20 protein-coding genes are annotated in these 25856 nt (G+C 38.5%); 5 read left to right on the forward strand and 15 right to left on the reverse strand.

The annotated features are described in order from the left end of the window. Positions 1-158 precede the first annotated feature (158 nt). Positions 159-515 (reverse strand): hypothetical protein, encoded by a 357-nt coding sequence (locus tag AC27JP_RS00645; RefSeq protein WP_487111520.1) that lies wholly within the window; start codon positions 513-515, stop codon positions 159-161. Between the two features lie 312 nt (positions 516-827). Here AC27JP_RS00645 and AC27JP_RS00650 point away from each other — a divergent pair, with 312 nt between their 5' ends. After that, entirely contained in the window at positions 828-1625 is a 798-nt protein-coding gene (locus AC27JP_RS00650; protein WP_487111521.1) for a DUF2989 domain-containing protein, read from the forward strand. A 243-nt stretch (positions 1626-1868) separates the two neighbouring features. Here AC27JP_RS00650 and AC27JP_RS00655 read toward each other — a convergent pair whose 3' ends face one another. After that, positions 1869-3605, reverse strand: coding sequence for a nitrilase-related carbon-nitrogen hydrolase (locus AC27JP_RS00655; protein ID WP_487111522.1), 1737 nt, complete (start codon positions 3603-3605; stop codon positions 1869-1871). Between the two features lie 506 nt (positions 3606-4111). On the opposite strand from AC27JP_RS00655, the gene AC27JP_RS00660 reads away from it, so the two are divergent. Beyond that, on the forward strand, positions 4112-5434 hold the full coding sequence (locus AC27JP_RS00660; protein ID WP_487111523.1) for a hypothetical protein: 1323 nt from the start codon (positions 4112-4114) through the stop codon (positions 5432-5434). 191 nt (positions 5435-5625) lie between these two features. On the opposite strand, the gene AC27JP_RS00665 is transcribed toward AC27JP_RS00660, so the two are convergent. The 4 genes from AC27JP_RS00665 to AC27JP_RS00680 form a co-directional block, all read right to left on the reverse strand. Next, complete coding sequence (locus AC27JP_RS00665; protein ID WP_487111524.1) at positions 5626-6189, reverse strand: dihydrofolate reductase family protein; 564 nt, start codon at positions 6187-6189, stop codon at positions 5626-5628. Positions 6190-6311: 122 nt separating this feature from the next. Continuing rightward, positions 6312-7109, reverse strand: a complete 798-nt coding sequence (locus AC27JP_RS00670) for a hypothetical protein (protein WP_487111525.1) — start codon at positions 7107-7109, stop codon at positions 6312-6314. A gap of 96 nt (positions 7110-7205) precedes the next feature. Continuing rightward, on the reverse strand, positions 7206-7673 hold the full coding sequence (locus AC27JP_RS00675; RefSeq protein ID WP_487111526.1) for a hypothetical protein: 468 nt from the start codon (positions 7671-7673) through the stop codon (positions 7206-7208). Positions 7674-8195: 522 nt separating this feature from the next. Continuing rightward, entirely contained in the window at positions 8196-9146 is a 951-nt protein-coding gene (locus AC27JP_RS00680) for a LysR family transcriptional regulator (protein WP_487113398.1), read from the reverse strand. A 145-nt stretch (positions 9147-9291) separates the two neighbouring features. Here AC27JP_RS00680 and AC27JP_RS00685 point away from each other — a divergent pair, with 145 nt between their 5' ends. Next, positions 9292-10104, forward strand: a complete 813-nt coding sequence (locus AC27JP_RS00685) for an enoyl-CoA hydratase/isomerase family protein (RefSeq protein ID WP_487111527.1) — start codon at positions 9292-9294, stop codon at positions 10102-10104. Positions 10105-10303: 199 nt separating this feature from the next. Here AC27JP_RS00685 and AC27JP_RS00690 read toward each other — a convergent pair whose 3' ends face one another. The 9 genes from AC27JP_RS00690 to AC27JP_RS00730 all read right to left on the reverse strand — a co-directional run bounded on the left by AC27JP_RS00690 (position 10304) and on the right by AC27JP_RS00730 (position 21925). Next, the gene (locus tag AC27JP_RS00690; protein WP_487111528.1) at positions 10304-10735 is read right to left on the reverse strand and encodes a hypothetical protein; all 432 of its coding nucleotides are present in this window, start codon (positions 10733-10735) and stop codon (positions 10304-10306) included. A gap of 181 nt (positions 10736-10916) precedes the next feature. After that, complete coding sequence (locus tag AC27JP_RS00695; protein ID WP_487111529.1) at positions 10917-13097, reverse strand: OsmC domain/YcaO domain-containing protein; 2181 nt, start codon at positions 13095-13097, stop codon at positions 10917-10919. A gap of 566 nt (positions 13098-13663) precedes the next feature. Then, entirely contained in the window at positions 13664-13951 is a 288-nt protein-coding gene (locus AC27JP_RS00700) for a hypothetical protein (RefSeq protein ID WP_487111530.1), read from the reverse strand. An 8-nt stretch (positions 13952-13959) separates the two neighbouring features. Then, on the reverse strand, positions 13960-14244 hold the full coding sequence (locus AC27JP_RS00705) for a DUF3667 domain-containing protein (RefSeq protein ID WP_487111531.1): 285 nt from the start codon (positions 14242-14244) through the stop codon (positions 13960-13962). Between the two features lie 296 nt (positions 14245-14540). Beyond that, positions 14541-15881, reverse strand: a complete 1341-nt coding sequence (locus tag AC27JP_RS00710) for a sensor histidine kinase (RefSeq protein WP_487111532.1) — start codon at positions 15879-15881, stop codon at positions 14541-14543. A gap of 19 nt (positions 15882-15900) precedes the next feature. Then, positions 15901-17274: a sigma-54-dependent transcriptional regulator gene (locus tag AC27JP_RS00715; RefSeq protein WP_487111533.1), complete on the reverse strand. Its 1374-nt coding sequence runs from the start codon at positions 17272-17274 to the stop codon at positions 15901-15903. Positions 17275-17409: 135 nt separating this feature from the next. Next, positions 17410-19905, reverse strand: coding sequence for an FtsX-like permease family protein (locus tag AC27JP_RS00720; RefSeq protein WP_487111534.1), 2496 nt, complete (start codon positions 19903-19905; stop codon positions 17410-17412). Between the two features lie 25 nt (positions 19906-19930). Further along, positions 19931-20659, reverse strand: a complete 729-nt coding sequence (locus AC27JP_RS00725) for an ABC transporter ATP-binding protein (protein ID WP_487111535.1) — start codon at positions 20657-20659, stop codon at positions 19931-19933. A 9-nt stretch (positions 20660-20668) separates the two neighbouring features. Then, on the reverse strand, positions 20669-21925 hold the full coding sequence (locus AC27JP_RS00730; RefSeq protein WP_487111536.1) for an efflux RND transporter periplasmic adaptor subunit: 1257 nt from the start codon (positions 21923-21925) through the stop codon (positions 20669-20671). Positions 21926-22403: 478 nt separating this feature from the next. Between AC27JP_RS00730 and ygjK the strand changes: the two genes are divergently transcribed. Both ygjK and AC27JP_RS00740 read left to right on the forward strand, forming a co-directional pair. Next, positions 22404-24929, forward strand: coding sequence for an alpha-glucosidase (gene ygjK / locus AC27JP_RS00735; RefSeq protein WP_487111537.1), 2526 nt, complete (start codon positions 22404-22406; stop codon positions 24927-24929). A gap of 297 nt (positions 24930-25226) precedes the next feature. Continuing rightward, the gene (locus AC27JP_RS00740; protein ID WP_487111538.1) at positions 25227-25853 is read left to right on the forward strand and encodes a LysE family translocator; all 627 of its coding nucleotides are present in this window, start codon (positions 25227-25229) and stop codon (positions 25851-25853) included. Positions 25854-25856: the final 3 nt, after the last annotated feature.

A 25856-nucleotide genomic window follows, 5' to 3' on the forward strand; every position in this document is an offset into this window, starting at 1 on the left:
GTCAATTTTAGGCTCAAAGTGAGCGCTCAATAAATGAAATTGAACGGTAGTCCTGAGCCTAAAGCGGTTTTTAGATATAAGAGGGGGTAACTTAGGCATAGCAAACGTCCTTGCCCACACAATTAAACCAACACCTAATTAAACTAACAAAATAAAAACTACTGGCGAACCAACTGCAACGGCTTAGCTATGTAAACAAATGCCAAGCCAAACGATAAACCAAATACGATAAATGTCCCTGCGCTTTCCGAGCCGTACGGTAAAATGTTGAAGTGAAATAAAATATTTTCGACAAAACCTAAAGCAAAACCACTCGCCAATAGCGCTTTATTATTCAAGTTACCTTTGGCTTTAAATGCCCTACCAAATAAATACCCTGCCACCGGAAATGTTGACCAAATAATAAAAACGACAATTGAGAAAAACATCGCAATTGGTGAAATACTTTCCGTAACGAGCTTTTCGGTAACCGCATATGACTGGGCAAAAATATAACCTAAATATAAATACAGCATAAAATCTCTCTAAATGGCATAGGTGCCCTTTCAACAACTTGAAAACATTATGCGTAACAGGGCTTATGTTAAGAAAGATTTTACAGACATTATTATTTGGGACTTTGATCTAGTGCAGGGTTTTTAGCGAAGCTTTTACCACTTTAAACTGAAATTAACCTATATTAATAAAGCGACATTGCTAACCTAATGTTATCAATAGCGGTTTATAAACTAATACCACTAAAGACTAGCAATTGAATTAATACCGTAATGATAACCAGCACTTCTGGTGATTTTCATGATAGAAGCAGCTCAATTTGGATGAGAAAAATGAGAATAGTAATAACATTACTCGCATGCCTACTTTTTGCATGTTCAAATGAAGAAAGCACTGCTCAGTCAGATACCGGGCAATGCGATGCTAAGTCGAAAATATGTATAGAGCTAACGCCTGACAACTATTGCCTGAAAGAGCACAAACATTTAATTGCACAAAATAGTTTGGCAAAGCAATCAGAAAAAGAGCGTCCGTTATACTACTTATTACTCGCTTACGAAAATTATGCACACTGTATCGAACCATTTTTGGACGTGCATTACATCAAGAACAAAGAAACAAAAGACAAACGCTTAAGAAATTTGCGACTTGCGAACCAAAAAGTATCTGAAATTACCGAACAAACAAAACACTCTGATTACCCTGGTTTTCTGTATATTCAATGGAATCGTTATAACAATATGGAGGCAAAAGCCAAACTGATTGCATTGGAAACCAGCGACAGTATGAAATCTATGGGCGGGCAATATTTATTAGGCACGATTTACCAAAAATCAAACGTACGAAAATCTGTTCGATTTTTTATGAACTCACTGACATATCCGCTGCGTAATATCGAATTTAGTGTTGAAATAATGCAATCTATTTCGGGCTCTTATCTTAAGCTTAAACAATATGAAAACGCCTATATTTGGATGAAAGTACTACAGTTATTTTCACCTGAGTATTCAAATATATCTGATCAAGGCTTAGATAAATTTGCCAATCAAAATCGGTTACGTAAAAGCAAATTAGATGAACTGGCCGAGAAAATAATAGAAGAAATTGAAGCTGGAAATTATCGACCATAACGCAGAGCATCGTATGCGCGGAGTAAGTAAACAGCCTAACGTGAAAATCCTAAAGGTTTTTTATTACCAGAAAAATACCGGCACTAGACAATCCGATGCCGGTTATTCAAGCGTATTGAATTGCAAAAAATGGTTCAAATAAAAAGAGCGTTATCAAACGTCAAAAAAAGAGTGTTACTTGGATGCTTTCTTTAATTGCCTAAATATCTATTAGTGTAACGTTCAACTCAACGACGCGGCTTTTTAGTCAGCAAAATATTTATTGCATGCCGCAATTGGGTAAACCAAGGCTTTAGTGATTTTTCCGTGTTGATTTTTAACCAGAGGTTTATTGATGTAGTCATCCAACTTTCTTGTTCCCCAAGGATTTAGCAAATCGAAATTTTTATTTAAATTGGCGATCAAGCCAGTGGATTTATGAGATTTTACTTTATTTTTATTATTGTCATTACGATTAGCAAAAGATAAATCATTAGCAAAACTTTTCTCACGAGTCGCGGCAACAATACAAATTCTATTTTCAGCAGCGCGTGACAACAAGCTATATTCAACTTCACACGGCTCTTGAATATCAAACGGCACTAACATTAACTGAATACCATTTGCAGCCACGACATTAACTAATTCAGGAACATTGGCATCGTCGGCGGTTAACATAGCCAGTTTAATATTGCCTTGCTCTAATGCTAGTTCAACAATATTGATCTCATTACCTAGCGCAGTCCATTGATACCGTTGACAAAAGTGCAATTGCTGTTGCCTTGCCAATATACCATTTTCACTGATCAATACCGCTTGATGTACACCTTCAAGTATTAAACTTGTGCAAACATATTGAAATGGTCTTAACATAGCACTAATTTGGCTAACCAACTGCTCGCACAAACTTTCTATTGCAACTAATTGCTGCGCATTTTGGGTGAGTGTTTTATCCGAAAGAAAGAATAATTCAGGTAATTGAATAATATCGCTAAGATTATTTTCAATATAATGACAAACATCTTCTATGGCCTGTTCATTAGACTTATACGTTGCAAATATCGCGACATTGGCAGTTTCTGGCACGCTGTTATCTAATTCAGCATTGGCTAATTGTATTGTCGTTACAGCTTTCTGCAAATAAAGCTCAGGGCGACGCTGCTCAATAATATCAGTGCCATCAGCTCGCAATTTATGAGTAGATTCAGCCAAGTTAATATCTGCAAAAACAAAACCTTCATCATTATTAGCCATTCTCGCTAGCACTTTACCGTTCGGGGAAACTATTTGGCTGTGACCCATTCCGACAAGATGTTCTTCAGCAATCAAACTAGGTGATGCAATAACTGAATTTTGTTGCTGCGGAACAAGCGCACCAACTTTATTGGCTGAAGCGAAAAATATTTTGTTTTCGCATGCTCGGGTTGGGCCATTTAAATGGCTTTGATCTAATGCGAACGAACTGGTTGAATGGCACAATAATTGTGCACCTGCTAAGGCGTGCTCACGTGCAGCATCAAAGGTAATTATGTCACCTCCAATTAATAAGCCAAGCTTAGCCAAAGGAGTTGTTGCGACATCAGACTTTTCACAGGCACGAGTAAAAAAGTCATTTTCATGCCCGATCAAGGTTTGTTTATCTACTTGTTGTATAAGCTCACCTTGTGGTGAAAATAAACATGAAGTGACACTAATGTTAGATTTAATTTGGCCGTCTTGGTGGTCACGGATAAGATCTCGTCTTAATGTCACACCGAGCACAATGTAGCAATGATACTTTTTCGCCTGCTCCGCGATGCCTTGTAAAAAGCAACCGTTTTCAGCTAAGGCATTTTCCCAGGCCTGATTATGGTCAACGTACCAAGGCAAAGTATTACAATATTCAGGCAGAACGATTAGCGTAGGCTCACACACTGAGGCCTCGTCTATCATGCGAATACAAGTTGCTAGATTTTCTTGAGAATTTAAAGATGTAGCAAACTGAGTAACGGCAATGCGCATGAGTTATTTTTCCTAGTATTTTATAGCTGTTTGAATATCGTAAAAAGCGCAATACGCTTTATCGATCTAGATAGTACAAGTGAGCATTATTTTAATGTATTTCGACGTCATTAAGTAAGGGTTGTTTTGATTAATCGCTAATATTTTATTGCTGATAAAAAATGTTAATCACCGCAAACCAGATAAGAGCTAAGCTTGCTATAGTAAGATGTAAATCAAAACCTACTTAACCGCGTTAGCCCTATTCAAATGACTTTACAGAACCATTATTTTGGCGTTCTGCAAATGCCGGTGAAAATTTGCCATTTAGCCATTTTCAGCTAATCTCATCCTAAACATTACAGTTGATTTACTAAGTTAAATAGATAAAGAAAGCTGTGTAGTTTTTTCCTTTTTTGCAATATCTACCGCCAATTTAGTTTCTGTAAATTGTCATACTGCTGACGCATCCCACGCCTTAATTTTGTGTTAAGCAAACATTCACTATTGATAATTAGGATATTAATATGACAACTCAAAAGGATCCAACTATTGAAAGTTTGTTTCATTTAGCCGTGGACTACAAACCGGCCCGCAATACTCTTAACGATGCATTTTCCAATGGTGTTGGCTATGCACCTGAATCTCTTTTTGCTCCAATCAAAGAAGTTTTAGAGCATCCTGAGATAAGAAAAAAACTTGATTCTCCAATCGGCAAAGCAGCCCTTGATAGCCTAGGTGTAAAATTAGATCTAAACGCTCCAATAACCAGTTCTTTATTTCATACTCGAATGCTCGGCTCTGCGCATAAAATAGCTAACATGAGCACAGTTAAAGACAATTGCTGCGTTCCCCACACTACGCCTGAAATTACGGAAATAACGACAACCCCGCCCGGGCAAGACTTTTGCTGCCCGAAAAAGGGTCAGCAATTAAAAAGCTTAAAAATGGGGATGATAGTGACCGTTTGGGGTAAAGGCTTTGACACAGTTGCTTCGCGAAATATCGTCCGGCTCGGTGGTATGCGATTGCCGGTGTCAATGGTAACCGAAAATTCACTCGTGGTCTGCATTGTGGCACCGGTAACCCCCACTAAAGACAGCTATGATTGGGATACAGGTAAATGTGACCTTAGCATTGAAACACCTGCAGGTAGCACTTCCTACGAAGTAATAGTAGATGCGATAGACTCCTGTAAAGCCACCGGAGATTTGGATAGATTTATTTCAGGCACCCGCGATGTTTTTGGTTTAATGGCCAACCGCCTTGGCGCTTCTTCTCCATATTTTCAACCGCTGAGCTCCTCTGCAATAAATGCAGAAGCCAGCACCTTGATTAAGGGAACCAATCTTTTATTAGGTGAAGCATCAAAAAGTCTAGAAGCCTTTCAAGGAGCCATTACCATTTTAAATCAAAGTGGTATCAGCAAAAATATAACCGCCACGTTAGACAATATGGTGCAAAACAGTGGCCTTTTGGACGATTTGGCTTTTATGCGGCAAGGCTTAGAAGACCCGACTACAGCATTCCTTTCTGGTAGCGGCATTATTGAAAAAATATGCGAATTTACCAAATGGGTTTGGAAAATCGTCATATTTTTAATCGTATTACTTCTAGTAGTCGCGCTGATAATTGGACTTATGGTTATTTTTGGTCCTGAAGGTTGGGTGGTGATTGTGGTTTTAGTCTTGATTGCTAAAGTGCTAACAATCGCGATAAAAGCCATGGTGATGGTTGCGGTTGTGGTCACTGTTGTTTACTTAATTATTAAAATTATAGAGAAATTGTGGGATTGGTATAACACTCCCTCACCCTCCTCAGCGCCGCAAGAGCCCATGGGCAGCGATTGAATAAAGGGTTAACTTAAACAGCTTATTACATCGTTTTGATATCAAGCATATCACGCAAATGCTCAAAGTTGCGTTGCAGCTTTGAGCATTGGTGATGTTCTCAAAATCGATAGCAAACTTAGCCTGAAAAGCACAAATCCTGGAATTTATTTAAATTAACCAACGGTAAAAAGTCCCATTTGCATAGCTTGTTATAAGTAATTTACAGTGTACTTCTCTTGAATAAAGTCATTTGAAAATGCGATAGCCTCTGAATTTGCTAACTTAATACTATTATTGATTTCACCAAAAAGGGGAATGCCATTACCCAAAATGATTGGCGCTTTGGTAATTGTCATTTCATTGATAAGTTGTAGGTTGATAAAAGCCGTAATTGTTGTGCCACCATCAACATAAGCATGCTTATAACCGTTATTTTCAAGTTGGCTGATTAGCTTTGTTATATCACCAGAATACATTTCAACTTTGCCACGTAAATTTTCAGGTGGCTCTGTTACTGAATTACTTAACACATAGATCTTGGCGTTGCCATATGGCCATTGCTCAGGAGTTAAGTTGAAACTAGAAATGGCATCCATACACTTGCGCCCCATGATCATACAGTCAATTGAGACGATAAAATCATTAAACCCCATATCAGGGTTATTACTCATATCCGCTTCGGGATTTCCTGCGCTATGCAACCACTCAACACTACCATCAAGTGTTGCTATATAGCCATCGGCACTTGTTGCAATATAAACGGAACACTTCATAGTTGATTTTCCTCACAATTAGAGATTACTTGTAACACCTCATTAAGAGACTAAAAATAGTTGGTTAAAATAAGCGACAAAGGAGAATAAACCAACTACTTTTTGTCTTTTTGAATGACTTGTTACCTGTTGATAATAGGGTCAAAACCTTCTAGTTCCTCCTTATATTTATTAAGTATTTCTCTGTCAGTTATATTAACATCAGCACCCGCGTCAATCGCAGACTTTGCGGCATCAACATTGTCATCGCCATCCATAATAACTAGAAACAGATCTATATTAGGGTCTTCTATTCCGATGCTTTTAAGATAGCGCAGTTTCGCCTCAATAACACCGCTTGATCTTTCTTCCTGCAAATCTGACTGTATATTAAAGAATGCTTTAATTACTATGTTACCATCTCGATTTTTTGAATTATTTGCAATAGCGGTAATCAAGTCTGAGTTAAATTCAGATATTCTACTAATGTCCTCTTCTGTCAATTGATCAAACAAAATTTCAACATCGGCTGCTCGTTTAGCTGCCGAATAAGCATGGTTGGCGTTTGAAAGATCAGCAAGATATAGAAAAAATACCCTCCAAGACTCCCCTTCCCTTCCTTCTTCATTTGCTTCAGAGCTTTTTTCATCAACCCAGGCGTAGTATGCAAGCCCTGTTTGGCTTAGAGTAAACTCAGAAATAGCATTTTTTTCATGTGTAATGTCTACTTCATCTTTTGTTTGAGATGAAAGTGCGCCTTTATGCATCAGACTTCTCAAGGCAGACAATAACTTCGCTGTATCTGCTTTTACATTTTCCTTCGCTTTGTAATCACTACTAGATAATTTCTCACTTAGAAAGCCAGTATATACTGCGCTAGATAGGCTTATAAGGATTGCAATTATAGAAAGAAATAATGTCGTGCCTTCAAACTTTGTCATTGGTGGCTCCCTTAACATAACGCCCTAACAGTGGGCAAAAAATTGTTTGCGAAAATATTGAGGTTTGAAAAAACAGCAAACTGTTTTTTGTCCCGCTTAATTGGCTAGTAAGCTTTGTTTATCACAAGATTTTGATTCTTGCCCGCATATTAGCCGAGCTTTGTCTGAAATTTTTGCTGTTCCCCAATCAAAGCTTTGCAACCCTGTCTCTCTGGTTATACAACTTTTGTAAGTTTCCCAAATAGAATCGGCCTCAACAATAAGCATAGGTTTACAATGTAAATTTAGTAACGCAGTGTTTTCCTCACGGCGTGCAATTCTAAATTCCGAACTTTTCTTAGCGTCAAGAAGCTCTCGCATACCTTCTGCTGTATTGTTAGCACTGTTAGCTGAAATAACAGAAGTTGCGGCCCCTAGAAGGGTAGCAAATGCAGCAATCAAAGCAGTATATGCACTAACTTTTTTAATTAGCCTATTTTCAGAATCTGTTTCTGCTATTTGCTTTGCAAGATATTTTGCAACCAAATCACTATTCAATTCATCCTTATTTAATCTATCTGTCATATTGCTCATCCTCCTTTATGAACCTAACAACTTATTATGTAGACGTCTCAGTAATAACGTCTACCTCGATATTCAATAAGTTAGCAGACATTACAATAAATTCAATTTGTTAAATTAACATTGAGGTAATTCCATGGGGAAAAGCTCGTAACTAGTGAGAATTCTCACCAATTACACTTCACTTTGTTGATACTTATCTATTTATTTTTAGTGACTTATTGTCTTTCAGCTTATGTTTTGCATTGCTGAGACTTCTTAGTAATAAGCGAATTAAATTTGTTGCAAATATACACATGTTATCTGCTCGTATTCATCTGGTACTTTGAGCTCTTTAGATAGAAACGCCAATGATATTGCTTAAAATACAAACTGTTCACTATCCTTATACACTTAGCTAACGACAGCTTTCGGTTCGGAGTTACCTAGGCATTCAAAGGCTAACAGTAACTTTTCTGGCTAAACATCCATTTGAAAATTTAGCTTCTGAGAAAATAAAATTATCAAGTTATTCTGATAATTACTTCAAGCTTCGTTACCATACATTTTATTAAACCCTGGAATTTTAGTCTCCCAAATAGGTACCTTATCACCCACCACTTCTTTAAGAGTTTCAATAAATAATTTGGTTTTCAACGGGGAATTTCGATGAGGATACACGGCATAAAATGTTCCGTAGTCCGCCAAATTAATGTGGGTCATAATAGGCACAAGTTTACCCTCTAACACTTCATTCTCAATCATTTGCGCCGTCGTTATCGTGAACATCTCTCCCGCTAAAGCAGTATTGATCAGCATTTCAACTTCATTAACCTTATAAGCGCTATTGAGCTGAATAAATGCCTCATTTCCAGCGCTGTCACGATATTTAGCTTTATCAATCAATAACCCCTGAGCCGAATACACTACAGCTGGCAAACTTTCTAGCTTTGGGATTGTCTTCGGTTCTCCATGTTTTTCAATAAATGCTGGTGCGGCAACAATTAATAGTCTGTTTCTGGCAATTTGTTTAGAAATTAGGTTAGATTCTTTTGGTTTGCCAACACGAAACCCTATGTCAAAGCCTTCTCCCACTAAATCGACCAACCTATCTTCCAACAGCAACTCGATACGAATATCTGGGTACTGCCGTTGAAACCTCAAAATAGCCTTCTGCACATATTGACGACCAAACAATGTAGAGCTGGAAATTTTGAGTTCTCCCCTAGGCTCACTGTGATAGTTTTCTGCCAAGCGTTTTGAGTTATTAAGTAACGATCTCAACTGCTTTGCTTGGTTTATCATTTCAGAACCCGCGGCGGTTAATGACAATGAACGCGTAGTCCTGTTTAATAAATGTACGCCAAGCTCTTGTTCAAGCTTGCTAATTTGCTTGGAAATGGCAGACCTGTTGACATTTCTGTGCTCTGATACTTTCGCAAAGCTACCTAATTCTGACACTTCAAGTAACAGTAATAATCGGCTAGCAAGATCCATACTCATCTCATTGGTTCCTATTTGGAATCAGTATAGTTCACTTTACCTTGTTTTTAAGCATCTATTCTAGTCATAAAATAGCTAGGTAAATTCGAAGTGACGCAAAAATTGTCGCTACACTTATAAGCTTAAGAGGAAAATGATTATGAATAAATTAATGATAACCCAAGAAGAAGGCGTGGCTACAGTTGTAATTAAAAATCCACCGGTGAATATTTTAACGATTGATTTAATTAACGAGCTGAATGCCTTCATTCTGTCATTAAAAGATGACCGCAAGACTAAAGCTGTTGTTTTTAAATCATTTCATGACCAGTTTTTTATTGCTCACTTAGACCTTAATGTAATTAACGGTACTTCTGGCGGACAAGCAGCATCAATTGAGTTCAATCATATGATCGCTAATATCAAAGCAATGAAACAGCTTTCTATTGCCGTAGTTGATGGTGTCGCTCGTGGCGGTGGTAATGAATTTGTGATGGCGTGTGACTTAGCTTATGGCACTGAAAACTCTGCTTTTGCGCAACCAGAACTATATATCAATATTCCAACGGGTGGCCAAGGTGCAGTGCAATTTGCTCGTCGTTTAGGAAAAGGTAAAGCACTTCAAGCATTGCTAACTGGGGCTGATTTTACTGCCCAACAAGCTGAGTCATTAAATATCATTACTCAGTTCATTCCTAAAGCAGAGTTAGAGGCATTCTTAACACAACTATTATCAATCGTTGCGGGTTGGGAAGTGCGAGATATTGTGATGTACAAAGAAATAATCGCCACTTCCATAAAAGATGAAGCTGTCGGCACTGAACTTGAGTTGCGATATTTCCTTGAGCGAGCAAAAGAAGAAAAAACCCAAACCATTATTGCTGCTTTTCTTAAACATGGTGGCCAAACAGAAAGAGAAGCAAAAGATATGCAAGGCATTTTCGTAGATACTGCCACAGAGCTGGCAAAATAGCGTTAAAGCATAATGGCAACTGCAGCAAATCAGTTGCCATTATTTATGTTTAGCAACATAGGTTCACCAGCAGGCAATAGTAAAACCTATTTCAGGCTAACTGCCGACCTTATCAAATGTACGATGAGTAAGTTAAATGGTGCCCGATAAAATATGAGAGACTAAGCACAAGCCACAAAGCAAATTAGATTCTATTTTATTAACTTTTTGCTTTTAATAAATATTGCTGTTGAACGCTTTTGCCTAGTGCCGTTATCGACCATATTTCGCCATTTCTACCTTTACCATTTTTAGTAATACCTCTGGCCATTAACGCGTGAAGATAGGCGCCGGTTTGGGTTTGGCTAATACCGGTTTCTGCTGAAATAGTATTGGCATAACGCCAGGTATAACCTTCTTGCAGTAAACATACGAGAATACAATTCTCGTCATGGCTCAGCTCAGCTTGCGATTTTGCTTGTTCTTTTTGCTCTAGTGTTGGTTCAGTTTGGTTTTCCAACATGGTGTGTACCATGTTCATTTCCGCTTCAAAACCTGCACCTTTAAACTTTGATATTTTATCAATATTTGAAAATGCTAAACCTAATGCACCCGCTAATATCGCTAAGCCCATTTCCGTGGTTAACGACAAAAAACCATAGAGGGTACTAACCCCTAACAATACAAAAAATGACGCTATTTGAAACAATGACTTAATAACAAACTCCTTAGCTTTTTCTGTTTTAATTTTCGGTAGTTAACCTTTTGCCAAGACCTTTTATAACATAGAAAGCTAGCTCTGCAATGCTAGAACTAGCTTACCTTTAACCACGCTACTGAGCTTTAGCTCGCGCTTGATGAAGCTTCTTGTAGCTTTCAATTAAACGCTGATGTTTGTCTAATCCTTCAAGGTTCATACTGGTTTTGGTTAAACCATAGAATTTAACTTCACCGGTAATTGAACCAACAACATTTTCCATCAAGGCTTTACCAAACATGCGGTTAAAATTATCAATGAAATGTTCAAGTTCCATCTCTTCATCTAGCTCAACTTCTAGCACGGCATGCATGGCTTGATAGAATAAGCCACGAGCAACGGTGTTATCGTTAAACTGTAAAAACTCTTCAACTAACTCAATTGCATCTTCTAATGCACCCAAAGCTAAATAAATAAGAATTTTTAATTCAAGAATGGTTAGTTGCCCCCAAACGGTATTTTCATCAAATTCAATACCAATTAAGGTGCGAATATCAATGTAATTATCGAGTTGGCTATCTTCTAAACGTGTTACTAAGCTTTCTAACGCGTCGTCATCTAAAATATGTAGGTTTAAGATGTCGGCACGGTAATTTAAGGCTTTATTGGTGTTATCCCAAATTAAATCTTCAACGGGATACACTTCAGAATAATCAGGTACTAACATACGACAAGCAGTTGCGCCAAGCTGATCAAAAACCGCAATGTACACTTCTTTGCCTAAACTTTCCATAATGGCTAATAGGCTAGCATTTTCTTCTTCGTTAGTGCCTGAGAAGTCCCATTCACAAAACTCATAATCATGCTGTGAGCTAAAGAATCGCCATGAAATAACCCCGGTTGAATCAATAAAGTGCTCAACAAAATTTTCCGGCTCAGTAACCGCCATACTATTAAATGTAGGGCGTGGTACGTCATTTAAACCTTCAAAACTACGACCTTGCAGTAATTCAGTTAAGCTACGTTCTAATGCCACTTCAAAACTTGGATGTGCGCCGAACGAGGCAAATACACCGCCGGTTCTAGGGTTCATTAAGGTTACACACATTACAGGGAATTGCCCGCCTAATGATGCGTCTTTCACCACAACAGGGAAACCTTGCTCTTCAAGGGCATCAATACCGGCTAATATGCTTGGGTATTTTTCCAAAACGCTTTTAGGTACGTCAGGTAGCACAATCTCTTGTTCAATGATTTGACGTTTAACTGCACGTTCGAATATTTCAGACAAACATTGTACTTGCGCTTCGGCTAAGTTATTACCCGCGCTCATACCATTACTTAAGAATAAGTTTTCGATCAAGTTTGACGGAAAGTACACTGTTTCGCCGTCAGAATGGCGCTGATATGGGATCGCGCAAATACCGCGTTCAACATTGCCGGAGTTGGTATCTGTTAAATGCGAGCCACGTAATTCATCGTCAGGATTATAAATAGCTAAACAGTAGTCATCTAAAATACCTGTCGGCAATTCGTCATTTTCATTGGGTTTAAACCATTTTTCACTTGGATAATGAACAAAGTCACTATTAGCAATTTCTTGCCCTAAAAATTGGTCGTTATAAAAGAAGTTACAGTTTAAGCGTTCAATAAATTCGCCTAGTGCGGAACATAAGGCACTTTCTTTAGTTGCGCCTTTTCCGTTTGTAAAACACATTGGCGATGCCGCATCACGAATATGCAATGACCATACAGTTGGCACAATATTACGCCATGATGCGATTTCGATTTTCATACCAAGATCAGCCAATAGCGCTGTCATATTGGCAATGGTTTCTTCCAACGGTAAGTCTTTGCCTAAAATAAAGGTGCTAGTCTCATTGTCAGACTGCCCCATTAACATGGCTTGTGCGTCTTCTTCTAAGTTTTCAACAATATCAACTTTAAACTCAGGCCCGGTTTGTACCACTTTTTTCACCGTACAGCGGTCAATAGAGCGCATAATGCCTAAGCGATCTTTTTCAGAAACACTTTCCGGTAACTCCACCTGAATTTGAAAAATTTGGTTGTAACGGTTTTCAGGGTCAACAATATTGTTTTGTGACAAGCGAATATTTTCTGTCGGAATATCACGGGAATTACAATAAACCTTAACAAAGTATGCGGCACACATGGCTGAAGAAGCTAGAAAATAATCAAAAGGCCCTGGCGCAGAGCCATCGCCTTTATAACGAATGGGTTGGTCGGCAACGACAGTAAAGTCGTCAAACTTAGCTTCAACTTTTAAATTGTCGAGAAAATTAACTTTGATTTCCATTAACAGGGTCCACGTATAACTGCCATTACAGCAAAATAATTCAATGTTGCTAATTATCGTGTTTTTCTCGCCAATAGTCTTGGATTAATTTAGAAAATAGCCATTGAGCTAAGCGTTGCAAACCTAATCTTACTTTATAGCCCTAAAAACCCAGTGGTAAATCCAGCGACGAAACCCAAAACGGTACTTGCAAAAAAGAAACCGAAAATAGTTGCGACGAACGATTTAACATATGCGGATGACTTTTGAGGAAGGTATATGCGCGCAATCACAATTGCCGGATAGACAATCGACATGGTCACTAAGCCAATTTGGCTATATACCCAAGCCACTTGAAAATGCAGTTTCAGAGTTAAGCTAGGAAATCAGAGCAAGGCACGGCACGCAGGTAATGGTTATTCCCTTATCAAGTGATGCAACGCTGCACTGTTTTTCTAGCTTAGCTCCCGCAGGGCAAGGCGATAAAGGGTCATCTCCGGCGTTATTGATTTTTACAATGGAACAACCATTCCTTTCAATCAATGTCTTGGTGCTAACCCTTTTTCGACTTGCTGAATCCTGCATTTTCAAGCGGTTTGGGTATAAAGGTTGTTGTATTGGCCAACAGCCAAAAGGGCAATAGATAAAAAAGTTAAGTGGCCATTTAACAGCAAATAAACCACATAAAGCTCAAAAACATTATACTTTGCTTTCCTAAAGGCTAACTTTGATGCAAGAGCCATTAAAAACGCAGTAATAAAAAAGAAATAGACCAAACTATTTTGCAACATGCCTTTAATAGCATTAAAACTCTCGGATGCTACATTTTCAGGCGTGAAAGTCTCAATACTCGCTTCAACCATATTCACATTCAAAAACGACGCTAAGACCATAGAGAAAGTACTAACCAAAAAGCATATTTTGCAGGATTAAAATAATGAATACGCCTGCCATCGAGATATTCTCTACAGGTCTGCGCTGGCCTTAAAGTTAAACCAACAATAGTGTTTAATAGCGGAGAGCGTAGCTCTAACGTGCCACGTTGAATTAACAGCAATAAATTTTTGAAGGTAATACGCTGTACTTTTTTCTGTCCGCAATGACCGCAAAAGTCAGTATCAAGTGTGCTGCCACAATTAAGGCAGTCGGGTTGATTTGAAAAATCCATTTTGATTAACAACACTGTTTTTTACAAGACATTAGCGACTACACCCACAAGAGTAAAGATAATTTTAAACTTCCTCTTTTTGTCGATAACCTACATATCAACCTTCAACGCCAGATAATCAATAAAGCTGAGCTAATTTTCTTAACTGATTAAACTATCCATTCCTATAGCAATCAAAACAACAAAGTGCTTGTTGCTATAATCGTTAAAATTTCATTATAAAGAGTACGGTTTGAATTAGGGGGGAAAATAAAGCAGCTTCAGCCGCTTTATTTTGATAACAACATCAAAAACAATTATGTAGCGGGTAAAATTATTGTTGCCTCTACGCCTTGCCTATCGGTACGGTTTGCTAGGGTTAAATCACCACCGTGATTATTGATTATTTGTCTACTAAGCACTAGGCCAATGCCACTGCCTTCTTCTTTGGTGGTATAAAATGGCACAAAAATATTATCTAAATTGCTAATCCCTGTACCTTGATCGACAACTTTAATGTTAACGTCGTTGTCGTATTTATCCCATGTTATTGCTAAAGCACTTTCACTATATTTTTCTATCGCCTGAACGGCATTTTTAACTAAGTTAACCAGCACTTGCTGTATTTGATCTTCATCACCGTACACCATTAAATCAGGGCCACTGCTTGATATTGTGTTCTCATGAAAAAGAGCGACAATTGCTTTAATCAACACAGCTAAATTAAACAGTTTTTTATCTGGTAAAGGCAACTTAGTAAGCTCTTGGTAACGCTTAATAAAGTTATTCAATGAATTAGAACGCTCCGTTATAACACTTAATCCCTCTTGAACATCTGCTTTTAATTCCTGTTCAAAATGTTCGGCATCCACAGGCTGTTTTAGTAAGCGAGCAAGTGTTTCGCTAATTGAGGCAATTGGCGCCAGCGAGTTGTTAATTTCATGGCTTAATACCCGTAAGAGTTTTTGCCAAACAAGATACTCTTCATCACGCAATATATGTTGAATATCGGTAATAAAAACCAGTTTATGTTTAACGCCTTTTTCATAATATTCATCAGTATAAATATAAACTTTTTTCTTACCATGCTCGATTTCAAATTCGACTACTTTACGATGTTCACCCGCAACAACATTCTGTAATCCTAAGCGACTGACTGGCCAGTTTTCTACTTCTTCAAATCGACAACGAAATAGCTTTTCAGCATTAGGATTCATTAAGGTGATCCCTGATTTGTCATCAACAGCAATAACCGCAACATCAATTTGCGTAATAACTTTATTTAGCAAAATTTGATGCTCCTTACTATGCAAACGCTGCTCTGCAAGTGACACCGAAAGTTTATTAAACATGTGATTATATTCGCCTAGCACTCCATCAGCACTGCTTTCCCTTGCCCGAACAGAATGATCGCCATAGCTCATTGACTCCATCAGGTTGGTTGAGGTTCTAAGCTGAAAAACAACTTTTTGCCGTATCGCAAAAGCGCCATAGGTCACCATGACTAATAAAAAAAACATCAGTAATACTTTTGCAGCGACTGAAAAAGACAAAAAAAACAGCGCCACGAATAAACAGACTGTCGGTACTAGTCCAATGAATAACGCGAGATAGAGTAGCTTATTTTCATGTGTCGTTAGCTTTGTAGAAGCTTTCATTTCATTCAGTTGCCTAGTTTTACATATTGTGTTTTTCTAAACGTCGATAATAAGAACTACGACTCAAGCCTAAAGATTCCGCCGTATCATGACCATTATGTTCAAAACGCGCTAAGCGCTGACTAATAATATGCTTCTCAATCGCATCTAAACTCGCATTTTCGATATCAAAGTCTCGATAATTTTCTTTCGGACTTAAGCCTAAATCTTGCGCATTAATGATATTGTTCTGGCTTAAGAAAATGGCCTTTTCCATCATATGACCTAACTCTCGAATATTTCCTGGCCACTGATACGCTAACATAGCTTGCTTAGCGTCATTATCAATTTCAGGCAATGCTAAGCGATATTTCTCAGAAAATTGACTTAAAAACTGTTGTGCTAACGGTAAGATATCAGCGCTTCGTTCCCGTAATGCCGGAACTTTAATTTCAACGGTATTAAGACGATATAACAAGTCTTGACGAAAACGTCCGGTCTCAATGAATTCCGGTAAATTGGCATTGGTCGCTGAAATTAACCGCACATCTACTTGTTGAGTTTTCGAACTCCCTACTTTTTCAAATTGGTGCTCTTCTAACACTCGTAGCAACTTTGCTTGTTGTGCAAGTGAAACATTGGCAATTTCATCAAGGAATATCGTACCATTTTCTGCCAGCTCAAACCGGCCAATGCGATTTTCTTTCGCATCAGTAAATGCGCCTTTGACATGGCCAAACATCTCACTTTCGAATAATGATTCAGTAATTGCGCCCATATTAACCGAAATAAGAGGCCTGTTCTGCCTAGCGGACTGCAGATGAATATACTCTGCCAACAAACTCTTACCTGTGCCATTCTCCCCCGTTAGTAGAATGCTCATTTCACTTTGGGCAAGTTTATTTAACTGTGCCAGAACTTGGTTCATAGCTTTAGATTCAGCGACAATCGTCGTGTTTGCTGCCGACAGTTGCTTTCTTAGCAAGCTATTTTCTTGCGCGAGCCTATCGCTCTGCTTAGCCATCAGGTGCATTTGTACTTGCGTTTGCAAAATTGCCAATAAGCGATCATTACCCCAAGGTTTTTGCACAAAGTCTGCCGCACCTAGCTTCATCGCTTCAACCGCGATATCAACACTGCTGTATCCCGTCATCACTACTATTGGTAGTTGCTCATCAATGGCTTTAATGTCAGCTATTAATTGCAAACCTTCCCGTCCAGAAGTGGTATCACTTTGATAATTTAGGTCAATCAATGCCACTGAAAAGTCTTTCTGCTTAAGAATACGTAAAAACTCTTCTGGAGAACTCGCCGTAACAACTTGGTAATGTTCAGATTTTAAAAGCAACTTCAATGCTGTAATGATTCGTGCATCATCATCAGCAATTAAAATCGAGGGACTTGTTGGTTTCATGCAGGCAAAATACTCCATTAAATGTCAGCACCGCGCTTAGCTTAGCAAAGTGCTGACATTATTTCTGCTTCTTTCAAAGCATTTACTATTTAACGCTATAATTTTAAAGATATTATCCTGAAGTTCATCTCAAAATTAATCATGATGAAGCGCCTCACTTGGCTCCATTTGTACCACTTTTCGCGTCGGTATAAAGGTGGCAAACATAACAATTGCAACAATCATTATCGGCACACCAAACAAGCTTATAAAATAGCTATTCATGTTAATAATCATAGTTTCAGACATATATTTAACTAAAGCAATTGAGCAACCAATGCCAACAATTAACCCTAAAATTAGCTGTTTACTCGCTTGTTTCATAAACAAACGCATAATTTTACTATCTGAAGAGCCAAGCGCACGTCTTACGCCAATTTCTTGGGTACGTTGTAAAATGCTATTTGAAGCAACCGCATATATGCCACTAGCCGCGAGAAAAACTGCAATAATACCACACAGTAAAAACACTTTACTGACTGCTGAAACCAATAACATCGGCTGTTTGATCATACTGTCATAACTCTGCAGATGATAAACTCCAACATCACCATCAACTTTATCAACAGCATCAAGTAATACCTCACGTGTGCGCTGCTCTGTACCGGTATAATGTATCGCAATACCCACATTGGGTAAGCCAAAGGAGTCCATTAAGTGATAAGAATTATAAGACGCACTTGAAGAGTCCATTGTTGTGCCATGAAAGGTGTCTGAAACAACACCAATAATGGTATTCCAATCACCTACTCGGTTTCTGCCTGATCTACGCACCCTTTTACCAATAGCATCGCCATCAGGAAAAAAGTCACGAGCAATCGACTCATTAATAATAATGCTACGCACCTCCATACCCACATCTCGGTGGTCAAAATCACGGCCCTCAATAATTTTCATACCGACCGCGCGCCATGAGTCTTTACCAACAACTTCATTATTACTATAAGGGTTCTCGTTGTAAACTGGCGCTGCTCGTCCTTCTATTTCAAAGTGACTGGTACCACCACCAGTGCCTGGAAACTGAGTCATAAAGGCAACCGATTCTATATTTACCTGTTGTTCCAACTCTGCCTTTAGCTTGTAATAAAATGTTGTACGCTTTAAACGGTCAGCTTCTTCATGCTCGGTGTCATACCTTACGTCATAATTTATCGGTGGTAATTGCAACCTTGCCGTTAATCTATTTTCAGTTTCAACACCGTAATCAGCCTTACTTGCTGCATAGCTCGTTGATAAGATAATTGTTGCCATGATTAACACCACACATGACAGTAAGATTTCAGAAATAACTAAGGCTTGACTCGCTGTTGCAGCTTTCTTTCCAAGAGCGCCACGGGTACCATCGCGCAACACCGCATTAAAATCTCCTGATAACGCTCGTCGAGCTGGAATAAAGCCTGTGACTAAGATCATTGCAATAACCGTGATAATTAGCACTATAATACTATTGCTATCTATTGATACTTGCCACCAAAATGGCTTTAAGTTATTGACCGCATAAGTACTATCAAAAACACTATTACTGATATCTAAGCCCCAGATAGCAAGTAATACCGCCAAAAAGCCACCAACACTACATATAAAGATACTCTCCCACAACATCTGTAGAATTAGACGTTTACGCGGTACCCCTAAAGCAACTCGAATGGCAATTTCTTTATATCTTTCATTGACCCGCGCTAGCAGTAAATTGGCAACATTAATACAAGCTAAAAGCAGAATTAAAAAGGTAACAACAAACATGGCAATGAAAATGGTGTAATACTGCATAATACCGGCTTCTTTAAATGGCAGAGCAACCAAATATTTACCATTGTTACCCGCTCGCCAAGATAAGTCTTCCGGCAAATTTTTAATTATATCTTTACTTATATCATCTAGTGCCAATTGCAGACGGGCCATTGAAACATTAGCTTTTAAGTAACCAAACGCATATAAGCTTGCACGAGATTGCTCTGTTGGTGATATTTCAGCTCGGGTTAATGGCAGCCAGATTTCAGCAGAAACGGGAAAAGAAAAACCGGCTGGCATAACACCAATAATACGCGTTGGCACAGCATCAACAGGTACCATAGTGTCAATAACTCTTTCATCACCCGCAAAGTAACTCTGCCAAACCTTATAACTTAAGATTATCACGGGTTCAGCGCCAGTATCTAAATCTTGCTCTTTAAAACCGCGGCCATATATAGGTTGAACACCTGCAAATTCAAAAATATTCCAACTGGCAAATGTCGCATTATACATTTTTGCTTTTTTATCAGCACTCGAATGACTACCGCCAACCAGAGCGGTGTAATCTTCATAAAAACCAAATTCATCGAGCATATCAAGTTCATTATATGCCCGTAAAAGGTGATAAGGGTCGGCAGCTCGCCTTGATAAATGACTATAGTCAAACTGTGCTTCGAGCGCGATAACAGGCCGTTCACCATCAACTACAAGTGGCTTAAAGACTAAGTTATTCAGTAATGAATAGGTGTACAAGGTGAGCCCTAACCCAACCGCAACAATTAATACGGTTAAGGCAGTAAAAGCTGGCTTTTTAAATAACAGCCGAGCGGCATATTTAATATCTATTGCAACAGACATAGAGATATCCTTTTAACTAAGTGTGTTATACCGCAATTGCTTGCGTACTTTTACTGCGTTGGTCTGAAACAATCTTGCCATCAAAAACGTCAATTATGCGCTCGGCTCGAGCAGCAGATTGAGGATCATGAGTTACCATGCAAATAGTGGCACCTTCCTGATGTAATTGGTCAAGTAAAGTCATCACCATTTGGGCATTTTTCGAATCTAAATTACCGGTTGGTTCATCGGCTAATATAATTGACGGATTTCCCGCTATTGCTCTTGCAACGGCAACTCGCTGTTGTTGTCCACCGGATAATTGCGATGGAAAATGACTGGCACGATGCACCATATCAACCCGCTCTAATGAAGATCTAACCATAGCTTCACGCTGCTCTTTGGTAATATCATCACGATAAGTTAACGGCAGCTCAATATTTTCTGCGACACTTAAATCACTAATCAAGTTAAACGCCTGAAAAATAAACCCTATTTCTTTATTACGGATTTTTGCTCTTTCATCTCTATCTAGACTAGACGCCTCATGACCTGCAAGCTGATATTGGCCACTGGTAGCGGTATCAAGCAGGCCCAATAAAGACAATAAGGTCGACTTGCCACAACCCGACGGGCCGGTAATCGACAAATACTCTCCCTGGGCTATTTGCAAATTAATATTGTTCAATGCGTGAGTTTCAACTTCATCAGTAAAAAACATTTTCTTTACATCGAGTAGTTCTACCAATAGCTTTTTATTATTATCATTTTCCATGCTTCTCTCCTAATTAAGGCTAATGCTTGCAAACCCTTGCCAATCTGAAGTATCTGATACAACAATACTTTCACCGGCTTTAAGTCCTGATTTTATTTCAATATATTTATTTGAAACTTGGCCAAACTGTACCGTTTTCAACTGCGCCAAATCTCCTTCATCATCAAGTAAGTACACATCCTCTTCGCTAAAACTTTTCGAGAACATAGGTCGTTTCACAAAAAGTGCTTTTTCTATATTTGCTATTTCGATGATACCTTCAACCGTTAAATCCGGCCTTGCCTCACTTGGTAAATCTCCGACCAATGCAACATCAATTTGCACTTGCCCGTTGATTACGGTCGGATCTATACGCTCAACAACCCCTTTAACGACACTACTTCTAGTATCGATTTCAACTGTTTGCCCAATAGCAACATCGTTGACTTGTTTCTCCGGCACTCGTAGCTCAGCAATAAAAAGTCCATTACTGGCCAATTTAGCTAAGTTAGCACCGGTATTGATTTGCTGACCTAATTCAATCGGCATTTCTTGCACTAAGCTGTCCATCGTTGCTTTAACTTTTAAATTAGCAACTTGCTGCTCCGCTCTTTCAACAATACGCTTCATTCTATTAAGCCTTGCTTGCGACGCTTTTCGTTGCGCAACAAGGTTTTCTTGTCCTTTCTTCAAACGCTTAATTTCTAGTTGCCAGCGTTCCTTTATTTGTACCACTTCAATTTTTACTTCTGCATGGTCAATCTGTGAAACCGCCACGATACTTTGATCAAGAAGCTTTTGCTGAGCATTTAAAGTCAAAAGTGCTCTTTCATGATTTAGTCGTTCATTAATCACCGCGGCTTCTCGATCAAGTAGCTGAGACTCAAGTGAAACTTGTTCAGCAATAATTTCCGCTTCCATTTCTTCTAGCTCCCACTTACTCTCCTCCCAGCGCTGAACTAGTTCAGGATTACTTAATTCTAATAACAAATCTCCAGCTTTAACTTGAGCACCCGCTTTAATTAAAATACGTTCAACCCGGCCTGAAACAGATGTCGACACCCAACGAATATCTTTCGGCGCTAAAACTCCAATACCACGTACTGACACGTTAAAATCACCTTGTTGAACTTTACCTAGCATTAAGGTGTTTTTACTGACGATATGAGCCCCTTCACCTCGAGTAAGCACCCAGACAAATATTGCCATGGCCAGTAGCAGCAAAATAACAATATTAACTGCGCTTTTTGATATGACTTTTTTCTGTTTTGAACGAATGATATCCATAATTAGGCTGACTCATACATGTTTAAATAGGTTAACTAATGCTTAGTTTGCAAATGCAAAGCCAAAAAATTAAAAACCATAAATATCAAAAAGTTAAATAAAGTTCATAATAAGATCATAATGTATCGTCTCGATATCGAGACGACACATTTGACTTATAATTTCGATTTCGAGATTTTGCCGATAGCGGCTAGAAAGTTCGCCAATGTAAGTAATGATGAATAGAAGGTTGTACTTGAAAATGACTATTAAAAATTGCTTTGCAATCGACACCAGATGATTGCTTATAAATTCGTCCGTTGTTTCGCCAGCAAACTTTTAACCTTAAACCTGCATTACATCAATGATTGGCCTAAGCCAATTAAACACACAGCTTCACATTATTTATATCAAAAACGCCAAGGTATAAAATATACAAAAATTAAGATAAAGTTTAACTAAGTGCAAAAATAATAAATTTCAACTGGGTATATTAAGTGTGAATAAACTAAAGACTATTGAGCGGTGGCTACTTTCAACGGCGGTAACATTTTGTTTGTTATTTTCTTCTTTAGCTAATAGCCAACAAAATAGTAATTCGATTAATGTTTCGATAAACCGTGCCCAACATTCTGAATTCCACAATCTAATTGATCGTACTGGCGACCCTGATAGCCACAAAGATTACGATAGTTACGAAAATCAAAAATATAACCCTTTGTTTGACTTAGGCTCTTGGCACGGCTTTTTACTTCCCGCCAGTGAAGAGAGTTTGGGAGGATTCACAGGTCCTATGGTTATCGCACAAGAATATGGACTATTTATTGCCAAAAACTTGGAGCAACTGACCATTACCACTCAAAGTACAGGCCTAGCACTTCACTGGTCTGACGCCAAGAAAAGCTTCTACTCCAAACCCGGCGCACTCGTTCAGCAATATGAATTTGAGCAGTTAGTCGTGACGTTATCATTGCACTTTGTTTCAAATCGCAGTGCATTAATAAAAACTCAGTTTGTAAATGGTAGCAATAAAGCGCTGAATTTAACGTTAAACTGGCAAGGAAAGTTACTAAAAAAGTGGGATGATAAGAAAAGTGTTTTAGAAGCGTTACCCGATTGGCACCGTCAGCTACGAGTAACGACCAATGGTGTAAATATAAATTTCTCCAAGGTTCGCTCACCATGGCATATATTAACTAGTGACTCATCTCAGTATAATATTGCTCGCTCTATTTATACTGACACTAAGCTTTCTCAACAACAGATACACTACTCAAGCAAAGCAAAGGTTATAATTCCAGCTCAAAAAACAACCTCAATTTACACCGTACAAAGCTATTTTCATAACAATGATGAAGCAAGTGCCGCAGATGAAACGATTAAAGATGTACTTGATAAGCCAGAAGCTTTCATTAGACAAAATGAATTGCGCTGGCAAGGTTATCTCAAGAGTGCTCTGCAAGGTCGCAATGCAAAAAACATTAATCAGCAGACTAAGCGTATCGCGATTAAAGCTATTGAAACACTAATAGGTAATTGGCGTAGTGCTGCAGGGAATTTACGACATGACAGCGTTACCCCGTCGGTTACTGCCCGTTGGTTTAATGGCACTTGGGCTTGGGATAGTTGGAAACACGCTGCGGCAATGGCAACCGTTGCCCCTCAATTGGCAAAGAATAATATTCACGCCATGTTTGATTATCAAGTACAGCCTAACGATTCAATACGACCGCAAGATCATGGCATGATTGTCGATGCTATTTTTTATAATAAAGATTCAGTAAGAGACGGTGATGGTGGTAATTGGAATGAAAGAAATACTAAACCGCCATTAGCAAGTTGGGCGGTATGGCAAGTTTATCTAGCAACTAAAGATAGCAATTTTATAGCAAAAATGTATCCCAAATTAATTGCCTATCATCAATGGTGGTACCGTAATAGAGATCATAACAAAAATGGCTTAATTGAGTACGGCGCCACTAAGCATAGATATCATAACGATGAAAATGGCAATATGCTTTTCAATGTTCAGTATAAAAACGCTGTAAATCAGTTAACACCTCAAATACAAATCGCACTAAAAAACTGCAAAAGCTCCGAAAATTATTGGTATCAATGCAAGGGTATAAAAGATTATGAGTTAGTATTAGCTGACGGCAGATACAATGCTATAGATCCTGGCGTTCAGCACGGTAGCGCTTGGGAATCTGGGATGGACAATGCAGCTCGATTTGGCTTTATTAATCCAAAACAATTACAAAACTACGCCAACGAAAATTATAGCGGTAATATTAAAAAGGCAAGACAAGATTGGCAAGTAAGGTTTTTTGAAAACAGAGCAAATTCTGGGCAATTGTTAGGCTTTTCTATTGATCAAGAGTCGGTAGAACTAAACACCTATTTAGCACAAGAAAAAACACTATTAGCTAAAATGGCAAAACTGCTCAACAAACCTCATGACGAAAAACTTTTTCAACAGCAAGCAAAGCAGCTGTCAACGCGCATCAATCAATGTTTTTTCGATCAAGAATCGGGTTATTACTATGATAGAAAAATTTCCACAACATTAACATCCGCGAGTAATAACACGGAGCTAGCCCCCTGTGCAGGCACTTTATTAGTAGCTAGAGGTAAAGGGCCAGAAGGTTGGAGTCCACTTTGGGCGAATATAGCCGACAATGACAAAGCACAACAAGTCATTCAAGTTATGCTAAACGAAGAAGAGTTCAATAGCTTTATTCCTTTAGGTACCGCAGCAAAGTCGAACCCTGCCTATGACGCTAATATTTATTGGCGTGGTCGAGTGTGGTTAGATCAATTTTATTTTGGTATTCGCGCCTTAAAAAATTATGGCTACGATAAGCAGGCACATATGCTTAACGATAAACTTTATCAAAACGCTAAAGGCTTAACAGCAAACGGTGCCATTCGTGAAAATTACAACCCGGAAACAGGTGCAGAACAAGGAGCAACAAACTTCAGTTGGAGTGCTGGCCATTTATTAATGCTTTACCAAGATTTATAGTCGACAGGTATGAATGTGATAGATAAAGACAGTACAAGCATTGCAAGCAACTAAATCTGTTTTACTTTTTAAGGCATAAACCCCAGACAGCACCAAGCGCTTAAAACAAATTATTTAACTATTAATTTCAGCGACTTAACCTAACCTCACGCAGTTTAAAAGTCAATAACAAAGCCGACATTAATTGCACATTAGAACAACAAATTTATTATTCTACGGTATTTGCAGGTGAATTTTAGCGATGTTAACCTAAACACTACTTTTTGTGGCTTGCCACTAATGATTAAGAGATTAATTATGGACTTATTTCAAGGGCTTTTGATAATCACCTCGATACACTTATTGGCCGCGGCTTCTCCTGGTCCTGACTTTGTTTTGGTATCGCAACAAACATTAGTTAATGGTAAAAAAGCAGGCTTTATGGTCAGTGTTGGTATTGCCTTAGGGCTGTCGGTGCATATATTGTATTCTGCACTTGGCCTTGCCGCTGTTATTGCTAGTTCTACAACCGCTTTATGGGCGATAAAAATTGTTGGTGGCTGCTACTTAATTTATTTGGGTGTACAAGGAATTAAGGCGAAAGCTAAAACTAACCTTACTGAACAAAAAAAGGTGACAAAGTATTCAAGCTTAAAAGCTGTTTCTAAAGGCTTTTTCTGCAATGCGCTGAATCCAAAAGCGCCGATATATTTCGTCGCGCTATTTACTGTTGTACTTTCTCCAAATTTGCCGACACTACACTTGTTTATTTTTGGCGTTTGGATGATGGTATTGCAATTACTTTGGTTTTCAACGGTTGTACTTTTACTTTCTCGCCCGAGTATCAATGGTAAGTTCCAACAATTGGGACATTGGATAGATCGTCTACTGGGTGGTGCTATGGTGTTAATGGGCCTGAAAGTACTTAGCAGTAAAATTAATTGAGGC

This window comes from Colwellia sp. SU-HH01172, assembly GCF_057553355.1.

What these genes read in the sequence shown, in the direction of transcription:
- AC27JP_RS00650 (WP_487111521.1), top strand. Translation starts at nt 828, where the DNA reads ATGAGAATAGTAATAACATTACTCGCATGCCTACTTTTTGCATGTTCA.
- AC27JP_RS00655 (WP_487111522.1), bottom strand. Translation starts at nt 3,605, where the DNA reads ATGCGCATTGCCGTTACTCAGTTTGCTACATCTTTAAATTCTCAAGAA.
- AC27JP_RS00720 (WP_487111534.1), bottom strand. Translation starts at nt 19,905, where the DNA reads ATGTCTGTTGCAATAGATATTAAATATGCCGCTCGGCTGTTATTTAAA.
- AC27JP_RS00670 (WP_487111525.1), bottom strand. Translation starts at nt 7,109, where the DNA reads ATGACAAAGTTTGAAGGCACGACATTATTTCTTTCTATAATTGCAATC.
- AC27JP_RS00730 (WP_487111536.1), bottom strand. Translation starts at nt 21,925, where the DNA reads ATGGATATCATTCGTTCAAAACAGAAAAAAGTCATATCAAAAAGCGCA.
- AC27JP_RS00665 (WP_487111524.1), bottom strand. Translation starts at nt 6,189, where the DNA reads ATGAAGTGTTCCGTTTATATTGCAACAAGTGCCGATGGCTATATAGCA.
- AC27JP_RS00680 (WP_487113398.1), bottom strand. Translation starts at nt 9,146, where the DNA reads ATGGATCTTGCTAGCCGATTATTACTGTTACTTGAAGTGTCAGAATTA.
- AC27JP_RS00695 (WP_487111529.1), bottom strand. Translation starts at nt 13,097, where the DNA reads ATGGAAATCAAAGTTAATTTTCTCGACAATTTAAAAGTTGAAGCTAAG.
- AC27JP_RS00725 (WP_487111535.1), bottom strand. Translation starts at nt 20,659, where the DNA reads ATGGAAAATGATAATAATAAAAAGCTATTGGTAGAACTACTCGATGTA.
- AC27JP_RS00740 (WP_487111538.1), top strand. Translation starts at nt 25,227, where the DNA reads ATGGACTTATTTCAAGGGCTTTTGATAATCACCTCGATACACTTATTG.
- AC27JP_RS00645 (WP_487111520.1), bottom strand. Translation starts at nt 515, where the DNA reads ATGCTGTATTTATATTTAGGTTATATTTTTGCCCAGTCATATGCGGTT.
- AC27JP_RS00710 (WP_487111532.1), bottom strand. Translation starts at nt 15,881, where the DNA reads ATGAAAGCTTCTACAAAGCTAACGACACATGAAAATAAGCTACTCTAT.
- AC27JP_RS00675 (WP_487111526.1), bottom strand. Translation starts at nt 7,673, where the DNA reads ATGACAGATAGATTAAATAAGGATGAATTGAATAGTGATTTGGTTGCA.
- AC27JP_RS00660 (WP_487111523.1), top strand. Translation starts at nt 4,112, where the DNA reads ATGACAACTCAAAAGGATCCAACTATTGAAAGTTTGTTTCATTTAGCC.
- AC27JP_RS00715 (WP_487111533.1), bottom strand. Translation starts at nt 17,274, where the DNA reads ATGAAACCAACAAGTCCCTCGATTTTAATTGCTGATGATGATGCACGA.
- AC27JP_RS00685 (WP_487111527.1), top strand. Translation starts at nt 9,292, where the DNA reads ATGAATAAATTAATGATAACCCAAGAAGAAGGCGTGGCTACAGTTGTA.
- AC27JP_RS00705 (WP_487111531.1), bottom strand. Translation starts at nt 14,244, where the DNA reads ATGGATTTTTCAAATCAACCCGACTGCCTTAATTGTGGCAGCACACTT.